The sequence below is a fragment of the Streptosporangium sp. NPDC002524 genome (assembly GCF_040295985.1).
Classification (GTDB): Bacteria; Actinomycetota; Actinomycetes; order Streptosporangiales; family Streptosporangiaceae; genus Streptosporangium.
The window spans coordinates 79,778-100,365 of sequence record NZ_JBEOWK010000011.1 but is presented as its reverse complement, the minus strand read 5'-3'; the positions used below and the strand labels follow the sequence as shown (position 1 = coordinate 100,365).

Annotated in this window: 16 protein-coding genes; 4 read left to right on the top strand and 12 right to left on the bottom strand. The window is 72.8% G+C overall.

Going from position 1 to position 20,588, the window contains the following annotated elements; translation table 11 throughout:
• Positions 1-444 precede the first annotated feature (444 nt).
• The 3 genes from ABT053_RS20380 to ABT053_RS20370 all read left to right on the top strand — a co-directional run bounded on the left by ABT053_RS20380 (position 445) and on the right by ABT053_RS20370 (position 3,079).
• Positions 445-1,425, top strand: a complete 981-nt coding sequence (locus ABT053_RS20380; protein ID WP_350970666.1) for an inorganic phosphate transporter — start codon at positions 445-447, stop codon at positions 1,423-1,425.
• On the top strand, positions 1,422-2,075 hold the full coding sequence (locus ABT053_RS20375; protein ID WP_350970665.1) for a DUF47 domain-containing protein: 654 nt from the start codon (positions 1,422-1,424) through the stop codon (positions 2,073-2,075). Before ABT053_RS20380 ends, ABT053_RS20375 begins: the two co-directional genes overlap by 4 nt.
• A 338-nt stretch (positions 2,076-2,413) precedes the next feature.
• On the top strand, positions 2,414-3,079 hold the full coding sequence (locus ABT053_RS20370) for an AIM24 family protein (RefSeq protein ID WP_350970664.1): 666 nt from the start codon (positions 2,414-2,416) through the stop codon (positions 3,077-3,079).
• A gap of 210 nt (positions 3,080-3,289) precedes the next feature.
• On the opposite strand, the gene ABT053_RS20365 is transcribed toward ABT053_RS20370, so the two are convergent.
• Positions 3,290-4,633 (bottom strand): damage-control phosphatase ARMT1 family protein, encoded by a 1,344-nt coding sequence (locus ABT053_RS20365; RefSeq protein ID WP_350970663.1) that lies wholly within the window; start codon positions 4,631-4,633, stop codon positions 3,290-3,292.
• Positions 4,634-4,729: 96 nt separating this feature from the next.
• Here ABT053_RS20365 and ABT053_RS20360 point away from each other — a divergent pair, with 96 nt between their 5' ends.
• Positions 4,730-5,359, top strand: coding sequence for a helix-turn-helix domain-containing protein (locus ABT053_RS20360; protein WP_350970662.1), 630 nt, complete (start codon positions 4,730-4,732; stop codon positions 5,357-5,359).
• Positions 5,360-5,426: 67 nt separating this feature from the next.
• On the opposite strand, the gene ABT053_RS20355 is transcribed toward ABT053_RS20360, so the two are convergent.
• The 11 genes from ABT053_RS20355 to ABT053_RS20305 form a co-directional block, all read right to left on the bottom strand.
• The gene (locus tag ABT053_RS20355) at positions 5,427-6,761 is read right to left on the bottom strand and encodes an FAD-dependent oxidoreductase (RefSeq protein ID WP_350970661.1); all 1,335 of its coding nucleotides are present in this window, start codon (positions 6,759-6,761) and stop codon (positions 5,427-5,429) included.
• Positions 6,758-8,215: a kynureninase gene (gene kynU, locus ABT053_RS20350; RefSeq protein ID WP_350970660.1), complete on the bottom strand. Its 1,458-nt coding sequence runs from the start codon at positions 8,213-8,215 to the stop codon at positions 6,758-6,760. Before kynU ends, ABT053_RS20355 begins: the two co-directional genes overlap by 4 nt.
• A gap of 174 nt (positions 8,216-8,389) precedes the next feature.
• A complete protein-coding gene (locus ABT053_RS20345) occupies positions 8,390-9,418 on the bottom strand; it encodes an LLM class flavin-dependent oxidoreductase (RefSeq protein WP_350970659.1) in 1,029 nt (342 codons plus the stop codon).
• Positions 9,419-9,587: 169 nt separating this feature from the next.
• Positions 9,588-9,944 (bottom strand): TIGR04076 family protein, encoded by a 357-nt coding sequence (locus ABT053_RS20340; protein WP_350970658.1) that lies wholly within the window; start codon positions 9,942-9,944, stop codon positions 9,588-9,590.
• Between the two features lie 105 nt (positions 9,945-10,049).
• Complete coding sequence (locus tag ABT053_RS20335) at positions 10,050-11,039, bottom strand: zinc-binding dehydrogenase (RefSeq protein ID WP_350970657.1); 990 nt, start codon at positions 11,037-11,039, stop codon at positions 10,050-10,052.
• The gene (locus ABT053_RS20330; protein ID WP_350970656.1) at positions 11,036-11,434 is read right to left on the bottom strand and encodes a DUF4440 domain-containing protein; all 399 of its coding nucleotides are present in this window, start codon (positions 11,432-11,434) and stop codon (positions 11,036-11,038) included. Before ABT053_RS20330 ends, ABT053_RS20335 begins: the two co-directional genes overlap by 4 nt.
• Complete coding sequence (locus ABT053_RS20325; RefSeq protein WP_350970655.1) at positions 11,431-12,717, bottom strand: amidohydrolase family protein; 1,287 nt, start codon at positions 12,715-12,717, stop codon at positions 11,431-11,433. Before ABT053_RS20325 ends, ABT053_RS20330 begins: the two co-directional genes overlap by 4 nt.
• Before the next feature lie 5 nt (positions 12,718-12,722).
• On the bottom strand, positions 12,723-14,597 hold the full coding sequence (locus tag ABT053_RS20320) for a hydantoinase B/oxoprolinase family protein (protein ID WP_350970654.1): 1,875 nt from the start codon (positions 14,595-14,597) through the stop codon (positions 12,723-12,725).
• On the bottom strand, positions 14,590-16,404 hold the full coding sequence (locus ABT053_RS20315; protein ID WP_350970653.1) for a hydantoinase B/oxoprolinase family protein: 1,815 nt from the start codon (positions 16,402-16,404) through the stop codon (positions 14,590-14,592). The genes ABT053_RS20320 and ABT053_RS20315 overlap by 8 nt, the downstream gene beginning before the upstream one ends.
• Positions 16,401-18,458 (bottom strand): hydantoinase/oxoprolinase family protein, encoded by a 2,058-nt coding sequence (locus ABT053_RS20310; RefSeq protein WP_350970652.1) that lies wholly within the window; start codon positions 18,456-18,458, stop codon positions 16,401-16,403. The genes ABT053_RS20315 and ABT053_RS20310 overlap by 4 nt, the downstream gene beginning before the upstream one ends.
• An 8-nt stretch (positions 18,459-18,466) precedes the next feature.
• Complete coding sequence (locus tag ABT053_RS20305; RefSeq protein ID WP_350970651.1) at positions 18,467-20,587, bottom strand: dipeptide ABC transporter ATP-binding protein; 2,121 nt, start codon at positions 20,585-20,587, stop codon at positions 18,467-18,469.
• Position 20,588: the final 1 nt, after the last annotated feature.

Sequence of the window (20,588 nt, the reverse complement as noted above, 5' to 3'; positions counted from 1 at the left end):
ACACCCACCCCCCGTCCCCGCCGCGTCCCCGGCGCGTCCCCGCCCGGCGGGCTCCCGGCCGGGCACGCGGCGGCGAGCACGGGACGCCATCTTCCCGCCATCTGTACGTCAACGGCAATTACCCAGTTGTTCACCTTCTGTTAACCTAAAACTGAAGCTTTCCAAATGAAGGGCCATAAATGCGTGTGAGCTCCCCCAGCCGTGGTCACAGGCGCTTTCCCAGCCTTCCGCGCTCCCTCCGGGAACTCCCGGAACTCCCGGAACTCCGGGAACCGACCGGCCACCGTCTCCACGGCACCGGCGCCTCGTACGCCTGTGCCGCCCGTGCCACTTACGTCGGCGGCGGCGTGCTGGGCGAGGGGGAGGCGTGACGGCGAGCCACCCGGGTCGCGAGCGTCGCGAGGGCCGCGAGGGCGCGCAGCACGGCCGGAGGTCCTCCCGCTGATGGGATGGACCCTGGCGTTCGCCGTCGTGGCGATCCTCTTCGTGCTGGCCAGCGGGGCCAACGACGGCGCCACCATCATCGGCCTCGGACTCAGGTTCCCCCGCTCCCCCGGGTGGGCGGTCGCCGTGCTCCTGGTGTCCGTGCTCTTCGCCGTCCCGTACCTCCTGGGGGTCGCGGTCGCGCGCACGTTCACCGAGCGGCTGGCCGGGCTCGGGACGAGCGGCGGCGCGGCGGCGTTCCTGGTGGGAGTGGTGATCGCGGTGGCGGTGGTCGCGGTGCTGACCGGCCGGGGCCTGCCGACCAGCCTCACCCTCGCGGTGATCGGCGGCATCAGCGGCGCGGGGCTCGGCGCCGGGCTCCCCGTGTCGTGGCGGGACCTGGGCACCGTCCTCGCGATCGGGGCAGGCGCGCCCCTGGCCGGGCTGGCCCTGGGCTACCTGCTGGGGGCCTTGTCGCGCCGCGTGCCGTCCCACCGCCGCATGCCGCGGCTGGTGTTCACCACCCACCTGCTGGCCTACTCGGCCCAGTGCGTTGCGTACGCGGTGAACGACGGCCAGAAGATGATCGCGGTGGTGAGCGTGGCGATCGGGGTGAGCCGCGACGGGCTCGGCGGGGTGGGGCCCGTCGAGGTCCCGCCGGTGTGGATGGCCGCCCTGGTGGCGGTCTTCCTCGCCGGCGCCCTGACGAGCCTGGTCCGCGTCGGAGGCCGGCTGGGCCGCGGGGTGGTCATCACCCGGCCGCTGCACATCGTCTCCGCCGAGACCGCGGCCACCGGCGCCGTCCTCGGCAGCTCGGCGCTGGGCAGCCCGGTGAGCATGACCCAGTCGATCACCGCGGGGGTGGTCGGCGCGGCGACGAGCGAGGGAACGAGGAGAGTGCGATGGCAAGGGGTCGTGAACGTGGGTACGGCGTGGCTGGTCACGCTGCCGTCGTCGATGGCGCTGGGCTGCCTCGGCGGCCTCGCCCTGAGGCTGACGTGAGGCGTGCCGGGACCCGGAGGTTCGCGCGCGCCTGGGACGACCTGCGCGGCCGTTCCGGGCGGCGGATCGTCGGGCTGGTACGCGACCAGGTGGCCATCGCGCGGGCGGGGGCCGAGCTGGCCCGCTCGGTCGCGTCCGGCGAGATCGAGCGGTCGGCGGCACGCGCCCGGATGGCCGACGTGGAGCACGAGGGGGACGAGGCCAGGGCCGAGCTGGTACGGCTCCTGCGGCGGGTGCTGGCGACTCCCATCGACAGGGAGGACCTGTTCAGGCTCTCCCGCTCGGTCGACGACGTGCTGGACCAGCTGCGTGACCACGTGCGCGAGATCGACCTGTTCGGGCCGGAGGACCTGCGGTTCGCGGCCGAACCGCTGCGGGCGGTGATCGACGGCCTCGACGAGCTGGAGGGCGCCGTGCTGAAGGTGATCGACGCCCCGGCCTCGGTCACCGAGGCCGTGCTGGCCACCCGCAAGGCGTGCAGCCGCGTCCGCCAGCTCTACCAGGCCCGGCTCGCCGAGCTGTTCGCCGAACCGCTGGACATGGACACCCTGCGCAGGCGCGAGCTGCTGTCACGGCTCGACGCGGTGGGCCGCCGTCTCGGCGAGGCCGCCGACGCGCTCGCGGACGCGATGCTCAAACGAAGCCACTGAGTGCGCCCCGGATCACCGCGTCCGGGGATCGGCCTGTCCAGGGATCGATGCGTCCGCGCGTCGGCGCGTCCGGGAGCCAGGGGTCCGGGAGCTAGGGGTCCGGATGTCGGCGCGTCCGGGCATCGGCGCGTCCGGGCATCGGTGAGAACGCGCCGAGGCTGTTCGGGCGGGTGCTCCGAGGTCGTTCGGGCGGGGTGCCCCGAGGCTGTTCGGGTGGGCGCTCCGAGGTCGTTCGCGAGGGGACGGAGCGGCGGGCGGGAACTCCGTCGCGGCCGGATTCGTCATTCACCATGCGGCCGCCCACCATGTGACGTCCCTGACACCGAGAGGCATCTTCCGTGCGTAGCTCATTCTTCGGCAACCTCGACCAGGACCGGCTCCCCGACCATTTCGCCCTGCAGAACTCCAAGATGCTGCGGGTGCGGCTCGGCGGTGAGGTCCTGGCCCGGCAGGGGGCGATGGTCGCCTTCCAGGGGCAGATGGACTTCGACTACGAGGGCGCGGGGAGCGTCGGCCGTTTCCTGAAGAAGATGGTCAGCGGGGAGGGCGCGCCGCTGATGCGGGTCCGCGGGCAGGGCGTGATCTTCTTCGCCGACAACGCCACGGACGTGCACCTGTTCTACCTGGAGAACGAGGCGCTCACCGTCAACGGCACCAACCTGCTGGCCTTCGATCCGCAGCTCAGCTGGGACATCCAGCGCGTCCAGGGCGCGGGCGTCGCCGCCGGAGGCCTGTTCAACACCACGCTCAACGGCACCGGCTGGGTGGCGGTCACCGCGCACGGCGCTCCCGTGCTCCTCGACGCGGCCCAGGCGCCGACCTTCGCCGACGGCCAGTCCGCGGTGTGCTGGAGCGCGGGGTTGAACGTGGGCGTCAACCGCACGATGAAGGCGGGGGCGCTGGTCGGGCGGGGCAGCGGCGAGGCCCTGCAGCTCGCGTTCAAGGGAGAGGGCTTCGTCCTCGTCCAGGCGAGCGAGGGCCCGATCGTCCCCCAGTCCGGCTGACCCCGCGAAGCCGGGAGCCCCGGCCCGATCGTCCCCAGGCCGGCTGACGGCGCGGGACCACACGGGGATCCGGCCGGATCGTTCTCCAGCCCGGCGGTGGGGGTCGGCCTGGATCGGTGACCCAATCGTCCCCAGGCCCGGAGGCCGTGCCGGGGCCCGGCCGGGTCCGGTGGCCCGACCGGGCCCCGGTCCGGTGGCCGGGCCCGGTCGTCACGGCCTGGCCTGGATGAGCCCGTGGGCGCCGGTGGTCAGCCAGGGGCGGCCGGTGGCCTCCAGGCCCTTGACCACGTCGCCGTCCAGGCCCACCGCGACCTCGGACTTCAGGGTGCGCAGCGCCGCGACCGGCCCGGGGAAGTACGCGGTGGCCTCGGCGAACGGGGTGGTGTGCGGCCAGGCCCTGTCGCCGACCAGGCGGCGGTAGTTCAGGTCGCCTTTCATGATCGTCAGTGACGCGGACGCGAAGTCGTCCCGCATGCCGACCGGCATCTCGCGGTAGGGCAGCGGCGCGCAGGAGAAGGCGTGCGCCCGGACGAGCAGCCGCCCCGACCCGAGCGCCGCCCGCAGCCGTCCCGCGACCTCCCCCGCCTCGCCGCCCGCGGCCGACATGCGCCGCAGGCAGGCCAGGACGTCGGCCGGGGTGGCGTCGGACACGTAGTACGGCAGCGGCTTGACGTGCAGGACGACCTCGCCCGTTCCCCGGGCGTGCAGCAGGTGGTCGATCAGGACGAGGTCGGGCAGCAGCTCGCTCCCGGCGTTGTCCGCGACCAGGCAGATCCTCGCGACACCCCCGCGCCCGGCCACCGCGCGGTCGGCCTCGCCATCGGGAACACCGAGGCCGCCGGAAACACCGGAGCCACCCGAGACGCCGGAAACATCGGAGCCACCGGGGACACCGGAGACAGCGGAAAGACCGGGAACACCGGCCCCCTCGCCGCCGATCAGCGACCACAGGAGCGCGCTGTCGTCGGCCACCAGCCCCGATTCGCGCCCGGCGAGCTCAGGACCGGCCGCGACCCGGAACACCAGGTCGGCCCGGTTCCCCCACAGCGCCCTCAGGGTCAGCGTCTGGGCCCGCTCGGCGGAAGGCAGGTCCGCCAGGGCGTCGAGCTCGCGCAACTCCTCGTCGACGGCCTCGCCGGACAGCTCGGCCTGCTTGAAGGGCTCGAACGGGTCGACGCCCTGCCACGCGCCCGGCCCGAAGTAGCCGACCGCGGACAGCAGCTTGCGGTAGAAGTAACTCTCCGCCCACAGGAACGGCGCGTCGTCCCAGCGCCGCCCGATGTGCCCCCGGTCCCAGCTCTCCCACAGGTCACGGTCGTGCGCGGAGCCCTCCAGCGGCTCCATCACCCCCTCGATCTCCTCAAGCAGCAGGTCGAGCGCCCGGTTCACCCGGATGTCGTACGGCGTGGCGGCCCGGACCTTCTCGATCAGGGCGGGGTGCCGTTCGTGAAGGACCCGCCACGGATAGGAACCGGGGACATCGCTCAGGAACTCCGGCGGATCGTACGGCGCCGAGGGCACTCCGGACAGCTGCCGGGCATCACCGTCTGCCATTTCCGACTCCTTTTTTGACGCAGGACGACTCTTGTTATGAAATATGTTTAGCTAGAGCGAACAGGCGGTCACGCCGCTTGACGGAGGGAGCCGTAGGTGGGCACATCGGAGCGTCGCAGCGGTGAGGAGCTGGACCGCCACGACGCCGTCGGAGCCCGGATGCGGCAGTTCCGCAAGGAGCGCGGTCTGACACTACGCGGTCTCGCCACTCACTCCGGGCTCTCGATCGGGTTTCTGTCGCAGGTCGAGAGGGGGATCTCCTCCATCGGCCTGACCGCGCTCAACAGCGTGGCCACCGCGCTCGACCGCAGCGTGGCGGAGTTCTTCAACGACGCGCCGCCCGAGGAGGAGACCGAGGAGGAGCACGCCCCGGTCTCGCACCTGCCGAGCCACTTCACGCTCACCCGCTCGGCGACGGCCGCCACCGAATACATCTCGGGCCAGCAGACCTACCGGATGCTCTCGGCCAGAGGCCCCAACCTGGTGCTCGAACCGCTGCTGGTGCACATCGCGCCCGGCGGCAAGCGCGAGAACTCCTACGGCCACGCCGGGGAGGAGTTCGCCTTCGTGCTGGAGGGCGAGCTCCTCTACGAGGTCGACGGCGTCGAGCACCGGCTGCACCCGGGTGACAGCGTCCACCTGAGGTCGACCGTCCCGCACAGCATGTTCAACGACACCGACCGGGTCACCACGGTCGTGTCCGTGGTGACCCCCCGGCTGTTCTGACCCTCCCCCGCCCGGACGGCGGGAACGATCGGCGGCGGCCCAGGGCGATCGGTGACGGCCCAGGCGGTCAGTGGCGGCGCAGGGCGCGGGCCGCCAGCGCGACCGCGGCCAGCGCGCCGAGCGCCCCCGCGGCGACCGCCCCGCGCTGGCGGGAGATGCGCCGCCGGATCTCGGCGTACGGCACCGTGCTGAACGACACGAGCTCGTAGCGGGAGGCGTAGAGGCCGGGCAGCAGCCGTTCCAGGCCGTGCTCGACGCGTTTGCGCAGCAGGAACGACCGGGAGGCGACCTTGTCGCGCATCTCGACGAAGTTCTCCAGCGCGAGTTCGGCGATGGTGTCGGCGTGCTCCTTGCGGCGGGCCCCGTACATGGCGAGGGCCCGGGGGAAGTCGTCGCCGGTCTCCTCCAGGCAGCGGTCGAGCTCCACGCAGTCCTCGAAGCCGCAGTTGGCGCCCTGGCCGTAGAAGGGGACGATCGCGTGGGCCGCGTCGCCGAGCAGGCCGACCACCGCTCCGGCGGTGCCGCGCACGTGCCAGGGGTGGGCCCGCACGGTGACCAGGTGCCCGATCGGGTTGTGGGCGTAGTCCCCGGCGAGGTCGGGCATGAGGGCGCGGGCGTCGGGATAGTTGGCGGCGAAGAACTCCTCGAACCGCTCGGCGGTGTCCAGCTCCGCGAAGCTGCCCGGCCCCGACTTGGGCCAGAACAGCGTGCAGGTGAAGGACCTGTCCGGGTTGGGCAGGGCGATCATCATGGCCTTGCCGCGCGGCCAGATGTGCAGCGCGCCCGGGTCGAGGGCGAACCCGCCGTCGCGCGCCGGGATCGTCAGCTCCTTGTAGCCGTAGTCGAGGTACTCCTGGCTGAAGTCGAAGCCGGGAAGGAACTGCAGCCGTCCCCGTACCGCGCTGTAGGCGCCGTCGGCGGCGAGCACGACCGGGGCGGTGTGGGTGACGGGACCGCCGGGGGTGTCGAAGTCCATCCGTCCCGAGTCGACGTCGAGCCCGGTGAGCCGGTGCTCGAAGAGGGCGCGCACCCCGGGCATGCCGAGGGCCGCGTCCAGCAGGGTCCGGTTGAGCTCCGAGCGGCTGATGGAGTTGATCGCCCGCCGCCCCCCGGCGCTGTACGGCTGGAAGCCGAGCGTGCCGTCGGGGGCGTGCATCATCCGGCCGGGCATCGGCAGCGCGGCCTTCAGCACGGTCCCGTCCAGCCCGATCCTGCGCAGCGCGTCGATCCCCCGTTCGGAGATCGCGAGGTTGATCGAGCGACCGCGCTCGGGGGCGGCCTCGCGCGGGTCGGGCCTGCGCTCGTACAGGGTGACCCCGTAGCCCCTGCGGGCCAGGTAGCAGGCCGTCAGGCAGCCGACCAGCCCGGCGCCGACCACGGCGACCTCTCCACGGGAGCTCATGCCGGTCTCACCTCCCTGGCGAGCGCGTCGGCCGCCCGCCAGCAGTCGTGGAACGTGGAGTACATGGGCACGGGGGCGAACCGGATGACGTCCGGCCGCCGTACGTCGGCGAGGACGCCGTGGACCTCGTGCAGCCGGGCCGCCAGGTCGGCGGCATCGATGCCCCCGGTCACCCGGAGGGAGAGCTGGGCCCCGCGCCTGGCCGGGTCGGCGGGCGTGACGATCTCCAGCGGGCGGTCGCGGGCCACCTCGGTGAGCAGTCGTTCCAGGTAGCCGGTGAGTGCCAGGCTCCGCTCCCGCAGCGCCGCCATCCCGGTCTCGGCGAACATCCGCAGCGAGACCCTGACCGGGGCCATCGCGAGGATCGGCGGGTTGGAGATCTGCCAGGCGTCGGCGGTGGGGACGGGGACGAGTTCGGGCCGCATCTCGAAGCGGGTCGCCTGCTCGGTGCTCCACCACCCGGCCAGCCGGGGCAGCTCCGGGTCGGTCACGTGGCGCCGGTGCACGAAGCACCCGGCGACCGCGCCGGGACCGGCGTTGAGGTACTTGTACGAGCACCAGGCCGCGAAGTCCACGTCCCAGTCGTGCAGCGCGAGCGGCACGTTCCCGGCGGCGTGCGCGAGGTCCCAGCCGACGACGCACCCGGCCGCGTGCCCGGCGGCGGTGACGGCGGGGATGTCGAGGAACTCGCCGGTCAGGTAGTTGACCCCGCCGAGGAGCACGAGCGCCACCCGGTGCCCCTCGCGGGCCAGGTAGTCCGCGATGTCCTCGGTGCGCAGGCAGTCCTCGCCCTCGCGCGGGCGCAGGCGGACCACCGTCTCGCCGGGGTCGAGCCCGTGGTGCACGGCCTGGCTGCGGACCGCGTAGCTGTCGGAGGAGAAGGCGTGGTCCTCGATGACGATGCGGGTGCGCTCGCCCGCCGGACGGTAGAAGGTCGCCATCATCAGGTGCAGGTTGACCGTGAGGGAGTTCATCACCACGGTCTCGTCGGGGAACGCGCCCACCAGGGCGGCGGCGTCCTCGCGCAGCCCGGCGTGGTAGGGCAGCCAGGGGTGTGCCGCCCGGTGGTGTCCCTCGACGGCGTGCAGGGCCCAGTCGTCCAGCTCGGCGGAGATCGCGGCGCGGGCGGCACGGGGCTGGAGGCCGAGCGAGTTGCCGGCGAAGTAGGCGACGTCGGGGTAATGGGAGGTGGCGGGAGCGGGCGGGACGAGGAACTCCGCGCGACGGCACACCGGCTTCCCGGCGTCCCCGGGGTTCCCGGGGGTCCGGGGGTTCCCGGGGGTCCGGGGGTTCCCGAGATCCGTGGCGTCCCCGGCCTCCCTGGTGCGCTCGGCCTCCCCGGCGCGCTCGGCGTACTCCGCGTATTCGGCGTACTCGGCGTCGGCGGCCAGTGCCTCCCGCTCGCCGGGGATCCCGGGGTCGATCGCCGGGCCTCCGGCGCGCTCACTCGTCACGTCATCTCCTCCTCCCTCCTTATGTTCACCCATACTGAACTGGGGTGAAATTAGCGGCGCGCGACGATTCCGGCCGCGCGCTTTACGGATGGAAGGTTCTCCGGGCATCCGGTTTCGAGATGACGGAGCGTCACTCCGGAGGGCCGTACCTCACCCTCGGTCACCGCGTCGTCGTCACCCTCCCCGGGGAGGTCGTCCCGGGGAGCGGTCCAGCAGTGGCAGCACCCCGGTGCCCAGCAGTTCCACGCCGCCGTCGTCGGTGAGACCGTGCGGCGTACCGAACTCCACCCGGTGCGCGCCCGCGTCGATGAGGGCCTGCGCCTGCGCGGCGACCCGCTCCGGGGTGCCGGAGAAGGCGAACAGGTCGAGCAGGTCACCGGGGATCAGCCGTCCGGCCTCCTCGTCCCTCCCCTCCCCGACCAGCTCCTTGACCCGGCCGAGCAGGTCGGCGGGGATCTCCACGGTCGGGTCGAGGTCGGCGACCACCGCGAGGTACATGGCGACCTCGCGGCGCGCCCTGGCGCGGGCGGCGGCGCCGTCGGCGTCCACGACGGTCACCGCGCCCAGGACGACGCCGATCTCGCGAGGGTCGCGCCCGGCCGCGACCGCCCCGGCCGCGACCCGCTCGCGGATCACCCCGACCATCGCCGGGTTCGCGCTGCCGCCCACCTTGATCTCGTCGGCGATCCGCCCGGCCAGCGCCGCCCCTCGCGGACCCCAGGCGCCGAGGAGCAACGGCGGCCGGGCCCGGTGCACGGGGTAGCGCAGCCGGGTGCCGGGCGCGAGACGGAACATCTCCCCCTCGTAACCGCCGGAGTCACCGGCCAGCAGCCGGTGGACCACCTCGACGGCCTCCGCCAGCGCGGTCAGCGGCCTGGGCTGGGCGATGCCCACCGCGCCGAGCCAGGTGCCGCGCGCCAGGCCCAGGTAGGCGCGGCCGTGCGAGGCCAGGTCGAGGGCGGCGAGCTGCCCGGCGATCTCGTACGGCGCCGTCGAGTACGGGTTGAGGCAGGCCGCGCCGAGCCGCACCCTCCCGGTGGCGGCGGCCATCTCCAGCAGGGGGAAGATCGGCGGCTGGTACATCAGGTCGCCGAAGACGCTCAGCACGTCGAAGCCGAGCTCCTCGGCGCGGCGCGCGAGCCGCGCGTAGTCACCGGCCCGCTTGTCGCTCTGCAGGCCGAGGCCGATCTCGGCGGCCGTCATCGCGAACCCCCGGCCCGGTGACGATCCACGGGACGACGGTCATCGCGCCCCCTCGACCCGGTGGCGGTCGTCGCGGTTCCCCTCGGCCCGGTGGCGGTCGTCGCGGTTCTCCCCGGCCCGGTGGCGGTCGTCGCGGTTCCCCTCGGATCGGCCGTCATCGTGAACCCCCTCAGGTCAGGTCGGCAGAGTTCATCCGGCGGCGGCGGGTCCGTTCGACCCGCATCACCAGCCGTTCCTCCGGGTCGGGGCAGGCGAACAGGGTGTCGCGCTCCAGCCAGTCACCCTCGGCGAGGTCGCGCTGCTTGGCGGCGAGGAACGGCAGGACCGAGGCGAGCGCGTAGACGCAGAAGTGCTCACCGTCGGGAAGCCGCAGGTGGGCGCTGTTCTCCAGCGTGAAGCGGTCGCCCACCGCCATCCCGCAGACGGACCTGCCCTCGATGCGGTCGACCACCACCCGCAGGTCGTACAGCTCCATGTCGCCGCCGTCGCCACCCACGTCGTCGCCGTTCCCGCCGATGTCGTCCATGCCGGTTCCTCTCCCTCAGCCCGTCCGGGCTCAACATGTCCGGACTCAGCCCGTGCGGACTCAGCCCGTGCGGACTCAGCCCGTGCGGACTCAGCCCGTCCGGACTCAGCCCGTGCGGACCATGATCTTGCCTGTCGTACGGCGTGCCGCCAGGTCGGCGAGGGCGGCCGGGGTCCCCGCCAGGTCCACCACGCGCGACACGAGCGGCCGGACGGCACCCGAGACGAGCAGGGCGAACAGCTCCTCGTAGGCGTCCCGCACCGCGCCGGGCCTCCGCCACGGGTACGCCGACCCCCACGACACCCCGACCAGGGAGGCGTTGGCGGCGACGAGCGCCATCGGGTCGACCGGCGGCGGGGACCCTCCGGCCGCCCCGACGGCGACCAGGCGCCCCTCGAAGGCCAGGCAGTCCAGCGAGCGCGCGAGGACGTCGCCGCCCACGGGATCGACCACCACGTCCACGCCGTGACCGTCCGTCAGGTCCATGACCGAGGCGGCGAAGTCGGCGTCCAGGTAGTCGATCGCCTCGCCCGCCCCGTTCTCCCGGCACAGCGCGGTCTTGACCGGGCCGCCCGCCGTGCAGATCACGCGTGCCCCGAAGGCGAGCGCGAGCTGGGTGGCGGCGATGCCGACACCCCCCGCGCCCGCGTGCACGAGCACCGTCTCCCCCGCCGCGAGCCCGGCCCGGCGCAGCGCGAACCACGCGGTCTGGTACGTGACCGGCAGGGCCGCGACCGTGACGGGATCGAGCCCGGCCGGGTACGGCACCACGAGGGAGGCGTCGACGGTGACGACGTCGCCGAGGGCGCCGCGCGGCAGGGTGGGGCAGGCGAGGACCGCTCGGCCCTCCAGGTGCCCGGCACCCGCCCCAGCGGCGACCACCGTCCCCGCGGCCTCGACGCCCGGCGTCATCGGCGGGTCGGGGCGTACGGGGTAGGTGCCCCTGCACAGCATGACGTCGAGGTAGTTCAGCCCGACGGCCCGCACCGCGATCCTGACCTCCCCGTCGCCGGGGGCGCGGTCCTCGGGCACCTCGGCGAGGGAGAGGACCTCCTCCGGCTCGCCGTGCGCGTGGGCGACCAGCCGCCGGTTCACGGCGCGAGCAGTTCGGAGTGGTGGTGCACGATGAGCCAGTCGCCGCCGACGCGGCGCAGCACGTCGGTCACCCGGCTGCGCCGCGCGGGCCCGCCGGGCGGTTCGGCGACGAGCACGTAGCGGGCGACGCCGGTGTCGTCCCACACGTCGATCCGCTTGTCCTCGGCCGCGAGCCGGTCGAGGCGGGGACGGGCACCCGAGCCGTCCCTGTCGTCGCGGTAGGCGTCGAGCTCCGACCGGGTCCGCAGCGGTCCCGGCAGGTGCGTCTCCCAGGTGGTCACCTCGTCGTGCAGGTGCCCGTCGAACCGGCGGCGGTCGGCCGCGAGGAACGCGTCGTACATGTCGTCGATGCCCGCCGAGATCAGGTCGGCGTCCGCGCCGGAGGCGGTGTTCACGGCTTCTCCCATCCCGACCGGTCGTCGCGGACGACCCGGCCGCCCTTCATCACCCAGCGGACCCCGCGGAAGGCCGAGGCGCTCGCGAGGGGGTCGGTGTCCATCGCGACGAGGTCCGCGTACTTGCCGACCTCGACGGTGCCGAGGTCGGCGTCGGCGCCGAGCCAGCGCACCGGGCCGAGCGTTCCTGCGTACAGCGCCCCCGCCGGGCCGAGGCCGCCCTCGGACATGCACTCCAGCTCGCGTACCGAGGCGTTGGTCCCCTCGAAGCCCCAGAACGGCGGCATGTCGCTGCCGAGCAGGACGTCCACCCCCGCGTCGAGGGCCATGGCGTAGCTCTCCAGGTGCCGGGGTCCGGCGCCGAGCGAGCGGCACTGCATCCACTCCGGTACGCCGAGCTCGTCGAAGAACTCCTTGCAGCGGGTGACGAGCAGCGTCGGCACCAGGGACGTGCCGCGTTCGGCCATCCGCTTAGCGACCTCGGGGGTGAGCTGGTAGCCGTGCTCCACGCAGTCGAGGCCGAGCTCGACGGCCTCGGCGATCACCGTCGCCGGGCCCGCGTGCGCGGTGACCTTGCGGCCCCAGGCGTGCGCGGTCTGCAGTGCCGCCGCCATCTCGTCGGAGAACAGCTGCGGGGTGTCGATCTTCTCGTGCTCCCCGGCGATCCCGCCCGAGATCATGATCTTGATGAGGTCGGCGCCCGCCTTGACCTGGGCGCGCACCCCGCGCCGGAACCCGTCGGCGCCGTCGCACTCCAGGGTGTCGCTCCCCTCGTGCCCGTGGCCGCCGGTGCAGACCAGAGCGCGACCGGCGGTGAAGATGCGCGGGCCGATCGCCCGGCCCGACTCGATCGCCCGGCGCAGCGCGAAGTCGGCGTGGTCCTTCTCGGCCACGCATCTCACCGTGGTGACCCCGCAGTGCAGGGTCCGCCGGGCGCCGTCGGCCATGTAGAGGGCGAGCTCGTGCGCCGTCATGTTCTTGACGTTGTCGCCCCCGTTGCCCGGGAGCGACAGGGACAGGTGGGTGTGCATGTTGACCAGGCCGGGGGTGACGTACGCGCCGCCGAGATCGATCGGGTGGGCGTCGCCGGTCCGCTCCAGGATCGACTCGCGCGGGCCCACGGCCGCGATCCGGTCGCCCCGGACCCACACCGCGGCGTCGGCGACCCGCCCCTCGCCGCCCGCCGCCCCGGCTTCCGGCGTACGGCCTCCCGGGGCCGTACCGGGAACGACGGCACGGGCGTCTGTGACGGTGCAGTTGACGAGGACCACGTCGTTGAGCATGTCGTTCATCGGACGGCCCCGGTGTCGTGAGTCTGACGAGCGGGGCCGGTCTCGTGGGTCTGACGAGCGGGGTCGGTCTCGTGGATCCGGCGGGCGGCGTCAGTCTCGTGAGTCTGACGAGCTGCCTCGATCTCGTGACTCCGGCGAGCTGCGTCGGTCTCGTGACTCCGGCGGGCGGGGTCGGTCTCGTAGGTCCCGCGGGCGGCGTCGGGGGAGACATAACCCTCGGCGACGTCGTGGCGGACGAGTTCGGGATCGCGTTCGCGCGGGTCGCCGTGCCCGCCGCCCCCGGCGGTGAGCAACGTGACCCGGTCCCCGATCTCCACCCGGGTCCGCTTGGTGCTCACCCGGTGTTCGCGCTCGGTGCCGGGGAAGAGCACCACCTGGTTCGGCTCCGGCTCCTGGCCGCCCTCCAGCGCCCACGGCCGCGACCGCGTCTTCTTGATCACCGACAGGAACTCCCCCGGCACCACGAACCGGATGTCACGCCGCAGACCGACCCCGCCCCGGAACCGCCCCGCGCCCCCGGAGTCCTCCCGCATCTCCACCCGCTCGAAGAACATCCCGGTCTTCGCCTCCAGGACCTCGACGGGGGTGTTGCGGGCCTGGGTCTGGCACAGGTGGTTGGCGGCGTTCATGCCGTCGTGGGAGGGGGTGGCACCCCAGCCGACCGGGTCGTTGTTGCTGACCGCGAACATCTGCCCGGTCTCCGGATGGATCCCGACCATCATGAACCCCGGCACGTCACCCCCGGAGGAGGCGGGCAGCCGGTCCGGCATGCCCTGCGCCAGCGCCTTGTAGATCAGCTCCAGGGCGACCGTCCCCGTCCACTGGGTGAAGGTCGCCGCCGGGTAGACGGCGTGGAAGAGCGTGCCCGGTTCGGCCCGCACCTCCAGCGGGGCGAAGTGCCCGGCGTTGGTCTGCTCCCCCGGTGTGGTGATCGCCTTGAACGCGACCCGGCAGGTCGCGATGGTCGCGCCGAACGGGAGGTTGACCGGCCCCGCGGTCGCGCCGGACGACCCGGCGAAGTCGACGGTGAAGGTGCCGTCGGCGATGGTGACGGTGACCTGCATGCGGATCGGCTCTTCGGTGATGCCGTCGTCGTCCAGCCAGTCGACCGCCGTCCACGACCCCTGCGGGAGGCGGGAGACGGCCTCGGCGGCCGACTCCGCGGCGGCGGCGATCACGGTCTCGACGACGGACGCGACGACGTCCCCGCCATAGCGGGCGTGGAGCTCGCGGACGCGGCGCTCGCCGGTGCGCAGCGCGGCGACCTGCGCGTTCAGATCACCGATCACCAGATCCGGCATCCGCGAGTTGAACCGGATCAACTCGATGATCTCCCGATTCGGCACACCCCCCGAGAACACCTTCGTCCCCGGAAAAATGATCCCCTCCTGATGCATGTCCGTCGAATCCAGCACATACCCCGGATCCTTCGCCCCCAGATCCATCCAGTGAGCCCGCACACACAAGAAACCCACCAGATCCACACCCACGAACACCGGACAGAACAACGTCGCGTCATAAGAATGCGCCGCATTCCAATACGGATAATTCAACAACACCACATCACCCGGGTGAAGATTCTCCCGCCCCACATACTCCACACCCTTGCGGATGGAATAGTCGTTGGCGCCGAGGAAACGGCTCAGCCCGGTCGACTCGGCGACCAGCCGCAGGTCCGCGTCGTAGACGGAGATACCGAAGTCGAAGACCTCGTAGATGACCGGGTTGAAGGCGGTACGGACGAGCGTGGCCCGCATCTCCTCGGCGGCCGAGGAGAGATGGCTGCGCACCACCTCGACCGTCGCGCCGTCCACCCGGACGCGCCCCTCACCGGTGGCGACGGCCCGTCCCCTTCCGGAGGACTCAGACATCGTCGATCCCGTAGGTGTCGCGGGCGGCCTCCGGGGAGACGTAGCCCTCGGCGACATCGCGCCGGACCAGTTCGGGATCGCGTTCGCGCGGGTCGCCGTGCCCGCCGCCACCGGCGGTGAGCAACGTGACCCGGTCCCCGATCTGCACCCGGGTCCGCTTGGTGCTCACCCGGTGTTCGCGCTCGGTGCCGGGGAAGAGCACCACCTGGTTCGGCTCCGGCTCCTGCCCGCCCTCCAGCGCCCACGGCCGCGACCGCGTCTTCTTGATCACCGACAGGAACTCCCCCGGCACGACAAAGCGAATGTCACGCCGCAGACCGACCCCGCCCCGGAACCGCCCCGCGCCCCCGGAGTCCTCCCGCATCTCCACCCGCTCGAAGAACATCCCCGTCCTGGCCTCCAGGACCTCGATCGGGGTGATGCGTCCCGTACTGCCCGAGACGTGGGTGGCGGCGTTCATCCCGTCGTGGGAGGGGGTGGCGCCCCAGCCGACCGGGTCGTTGTTGCTGACCGCGAACATCTGCCCGGTCTCCGGATGGATCCCCACCATCATGAACCCCGGCACGTCACCCCCGGACGAGGCGGGCAACCGGTCCGGCATGCCCTGCGCCAGCGCCTTCAGGATGAGCTCGACCGCGACGATGCCGGTCCAAAGGGTGAACGTCGGCTGCGGGTAGACGGCGTGGAAGAGCGTCCCGGGTTCGGCCCGCACCTCCAGGGGAACGGTCGTGCCGAAGTTGGACGGCTCGTCGGGCGAGGTGAGCGCCTTGAGGACGACCTTGCAGATCGCGATGGTGGCGCCGAACGGCATGTTGATGGGACCGGGCGTGGCGGGCGAGGAACCGGCGAAGTCGACGGTGAAGGTGCCGTCGGCGATGGTGACGGTCACCTCCATGCGGACCGGGTCCTCGGTGATGCCGTCGTCGTCCAGCCAGTCGACCGCCGTCCACGACCCCTGCGGCAGCTCGGCGAGGGCGGCGCGGGTGCGCGCCTCCCCGTCCTCGACCATCCGCCGGACGGCGGCGTCCACGGTCGGGCGGCCGAACTTCTCCAGGATCTCCAGGAACCGGCGCTCGCCGGTGCGCAGCGCGGCGACCTGCGCGTTCAGATCACCGATCACCAGATCCGGCATCCGCGAGTTGAACCGGATCAACTCGATGATCTCCCGATTCGGCACACCCCCCGAGAACACCTTCGTCCCCGGAAAGATAATCCCCTCCTGATGCATGTCCGTCGAATCCAGCACATACCCCGGATCCTTCGCCCCCAGATCCATCCAATGAGCCCGCACACACAAGAAACCCACCAGATCCACACCCACGAACACCGGACAGAACAACGTCGCGTCATAAGAATGCGCCGCATTCCAATACGGATAATTCAACAACACCACATCACCCGGGTGAAGATTCTCCCGCCCCACATACTCCACACCCTTGCGCAGTGAGAAGTCGTTGGCGCCGAGGAAGAAGGTGAGCCCGGTGGCCTCGGCGATCAGACGCAGGTCCGCGTCGTACATCGACATGCCGAAGTCGTGGACCTCGTAGATGACCGGGTTGAACGATGTGCGGATCAGCGTGGCCCGCATCTCCTCGGCGGCCGCGAGCAGGTAACTGCGCACCACCTCGGCGGTCGCCCCGTCCAGCCGAGTGCCTTCCGGCTGGGCGCCGTCCGGTCGAGTGCCTTCCGGCTGAGCGCCTTCCGGTTGAGCGCCTTCCGGTTGAGCGCCCTCCAACCGGGCGCCTTCCAACCGGGCCCCGTCCGGGCGCGTGCCGTCCGAGTGCCCGCCGTCCAGCCGCTCCGTCATGACGCCGCCTCCACAAGCCGTACCAGCAGGTAGCCGTGCTCCTCGACCTCGACCCGCTGTCCCGAGGGGACCACGGTGGTCGAGGTGCCCTCGTCGACCAGGGCGGGCCCGTCGAACGCGTCGCCCGGCTCCAGCAGCGCGCGGTCGTAGACGGCGAACGACGCCGTGGCGCGGGTGCCGAAGTCGTAGGCGTCCCTGCGGGCGAGCAGCGCCCGGCCCGCGTCGCCGTCGCCCGGCGGGCGCGTCACCAGCTCGGGCCTGTCGGTACGGCCGACGCCCCGCACCCGCAGGTTGAGGATCTGCACCCGGTTGTCCATCGCGTGCCCGTACCGCGCCGCGTGGGTCTCCTCGAACGCCCGCCTGATCGCGTCCCGGTCGAGGTCGCGGCCCGCGGTGACGATGAGCGAGTGCTCCTGTCCCAGGTAGCGCAGCTCGAACTGGCGCTCCAGGACCATCCGATCGGCCGGGACCCGCTGCGCCTCCAGGGAGGCGACCGCCTCGGCCTCGACGCCCTTGAACACCGTCTCCAGGCCGTCGAGGTCGGCGTCGTCCAGGGTGGCCATCACCGTGCGGGAGAAGTCGTCGACGATGTCGGCGCTGAGCATGCCCCAGGCGGAGAAGCCCGACGGGGCGAACGGCACGATGACCTCGCCGATGCCCATCTCCGCCGCGAGCAGCGGGGCGAGCAGCGGCCCGGCCCCGCCGAACGCGAGCAGCGAGAAGCCGCGCGGGTCGTGCCCCCGCTCGACCGTGATCTGCCGGACCGCGCCGACGGTCCTGGCGAGCAGCACGTCGAAGACGCCCGCCGCCGCGGCCTCCGGGGTGAGCCCGAGCGGCCCGGCCACCTGCTCGTCGAGCGCCGCGCGGGCGGCGTCGGCCCGCAGCTCCATCTCCCCGGACAGGAAGCGGTCCGGGTCCACGTAGCCGAGGACGACCGCCGCGTCCGTGACAGTGGGGCGGGTGCCGCCCCGGCCGTAACACACCGGGCCGGGGTCGGCACCCGCGCTCTGCGGCCCCACCTTCAGCAATCCCCGCTCCAGCCACGCGATCGAGCCCCCTCCGGCGCCGATCGTGCGGATGTCGTACGTGGGGATCAGCAGCGGGAAGTGCTCCAGCTGCGCCTCGTAGGCGGCCACCGGGGACCCGTGCTCGATCACGCACGCGTCCAGGGAGGTACCGCCGATGTCGAAGGTCAGAAGGTCCCGGCGACCGAGGGCGTCGGCGATGTGCGCCGCGCCCACGATGCCGCCCGCCGGGCCCGACAGCACGGTGTGCGTCGGGGAGGTCTTGGCCACGGCCGACGTCATGGAACCGCCGCCGGAGCGCATGATCAGGAATCGTCCGCCGAACCCGCGCTCGGCCAGCCCGCGCTCCAGCCGGTCCACGTACCTCTCGAAGATCGGCTTGATGTAGGCGTCGAGGACGGTCGTGCTGGTCCGCTCGTACTCGCGGTACTCCCTGACGATGTCGGTGGAGATCGAGACCGTCACCTGCGGGTACGCCTCGCGGATGATCCGGGCGGCCTCCCGCTCGTGGGAGGGGTCGAGGAAGGAGTGCAGGAAGCAGACGGCGATCGACACCACGCCCCGCTCCTCGACGAGGACGCGGGCCGCCTCCCGCACCCCGGCCGCGTCGAGCTCCTCGACCACCCGGCCCCGGTGGTCGAGCCGCCCCCGCACCCCGGCCGTGTGGCGGCGCCGCACGAGGCTCTCCGGCCGTTCGTACTGGAAGTCGTACATGTGGTCGGAGGGCACGTTGCCCCTGCCGATCAGGAAGATGTCGCGGAAGCCGTCGTTGGTGACGATCCCGGTGGGCTCGCCGCGCCGTTCCAGGACGGCGTTGAGGCCGAGGGTGGTGCCGTGGATGAACAGCTCCACCTGCGACAGGTCGGTGCCGAGCGCGGCGACCGCGTCGAGCACGCCCTCCCAGGGGCGGGCCGGGGTGGTCGAGGCCTTCCTGAAGCGCACCTCGTGGGTGCGCGTGTCCAGCTCCATCGCGTCGACGAAGGTGCCGCCGATGTCGACGGCGAGCCGGAGGTGCTTGGGGTCGGGCATCGCGGATGTCACCTTTCGATCAGCGCGGGGATCTCGGCGGCGCGGCGGCAGGCGACCAGGCTCGCGTCGTACGGGCGGAGTTCCTGCTCCTGTTCCCGGCACTCGCCGGTCGCGAAGGGACAGCGCGGCGCGAGGGCGCAGCCCGCGGCGGCGTCCGCCTCCTCCAGATCCTTGGTCAGCTCGACCCTCGGGCCTCGGTACCCGGCGCCGAGGCTGGGGGCCCCGGCCAGCAGCGCCCGGGTGTAGGGGTGCAGCGGGTTGCCGAAGACCTCCTCCACCGGCCCCTCCTCGACGATCCGCCCCAGGTAGAGGACCGCGACGCGGTCGCAGAACCCCCGGACGGTGGCCAGGTCGTGGGAGATGAAGACCGTGCCGCGCGAGCGGTCGCCGCTCACCTCGGCGATCACCTTCAGGATCTGCGCCTGCACGGTGACGTCGAGCGCCGAGGTCGGCTCGTCGAAGACGATCAGGTCGGGATCGCCGACGAGCGCGCGGGCGATGCCGACGCGCTGCGCCTGCCCGCCGGACAGCTCGTGCGGGCGCCGCCCCAGGATCGACGGGTCCAGCTCCATCCGCTCCAGGACGCGGGCGACGCGCGACGCCCGCTCGGCGGCGGGCACCCCGGCGGCGCGCAGCGGCTCGCCGATCGCGTCCGCCACGGTACGCCGGGGGCTGAGCGACCCCACGGGGTCCTGGAAGACCAGCTGGGCCCGGGTACGCAGGCGGCGCAGCTCCCGGCCGCGCAGCTCGGAGAGAACCCGTCCGGCGACCTCGACCCTCCCCCGGGAGGGCGCCACCAGCCCGAGCATCAGCCTGGCGAGCGTGCTCTTGCCGCAGCCGCTCTCCCCGACGATGCCCAGGGTCTCGCCCGCGGCGACGCCGAGGCTCACCCCGCGCAGGGCGTGGTGCCCCCCGCCGCCGAAGCGTGCCCGGTAGAGGACGTGCGCGTCCTCGACCCGCAGCACCTCTCCGCCCGCCGCCCCTCCGGAGACGGTCTTCACTCCGGAGACGGTCTCCGCTCCGGACGGTGCCTCCGTACGAGCGGGCGGCTCCACGGGCGCGATCCCCGTGAGAACAGGCTCGGTCCCCATGAGAGGCGATCGGGAAGACGTGTCGGTAGGCGGCCGGGAAGGCGTGTCGGCGGGCGAAGGTATGTCGACGGGATCGGTGAGGGGCCCTGAGCGGGGGTGGAAGCAGGCGACGCTCCAGTCGGAGGCGAGGGCCTCGGCGCGCGGAAGCTCCGTCGCGCACAGCTGCGTCGCGTGCGCGCAGCGCGGCGCGAACGGGCAGGAGGACGGCGCCTCCACCGGCAGCGGCATCGCGCCCGGAGTGGCGGTCACCGGGCGCCCGTCGATGTCGGGCACCGAGCGCAGCAGCGCCCGCGTGTAGGGGTGGGCGGGCTCGTCGAGCACCTGCGGCCCGGGGCCGCTCTCCACCACCGTCCCCGCGTAGAGGACCACGACGCGGTCGCAGACCTCCGCGATGGAGGCGAGGTCGTGGGAGATGAGCAGGACGCCGCGCCGCTCGGCGTTCGCGGCGAGCCGGAAGCGGTTGAGGATCTCCCTGGTGAGGGTCACGTCCAGCCCAGTGGTGGGCTCGTCGGCGATGAGCAGGCCGGGGGCGCACCCGGTGGCCAGCGAGATCATCACGCGCTGCGCCATGCCGCCGGAGAGCTCGTGCGGGTAGGCGTCCAGGCGGCGCCTCGGGCTGCGGATGCCGACCGACTCGAACAGCTCGGCGGCGACCTCCCTGGCGGGGGCGGGGGCCAGGCCCCGGTGGGTGACCAGCCGGTCGACGAGCTGGCGGCCGACGGTCCTGGTGGGGCTGAGCGCGCCGCGCGGGTTCTGGAAGCAGATCGCGGCGCCGTGCCCCCGGAAGGACTCCAGCTCGGCGGCGCCCATCGTCAGCACGTCGGCGCCGTCGAACAGGACCCGCCCGGTCGTACGGGAGCCGCCGGGCAGCAGGCCCACGATCGAGCGGGCCACCATGCTCTTGCCGCCGCCGCTCTCACCGACCAGGCCGACCACCTCGCCGGGCTCGACGCTCAGGTCCACCCCGCTCAGCGCGGCGACCCGGCGTCCCGGACGGTCGATCACGACGGAGAGGTCCTCGATCGACAGGAGGGTCATC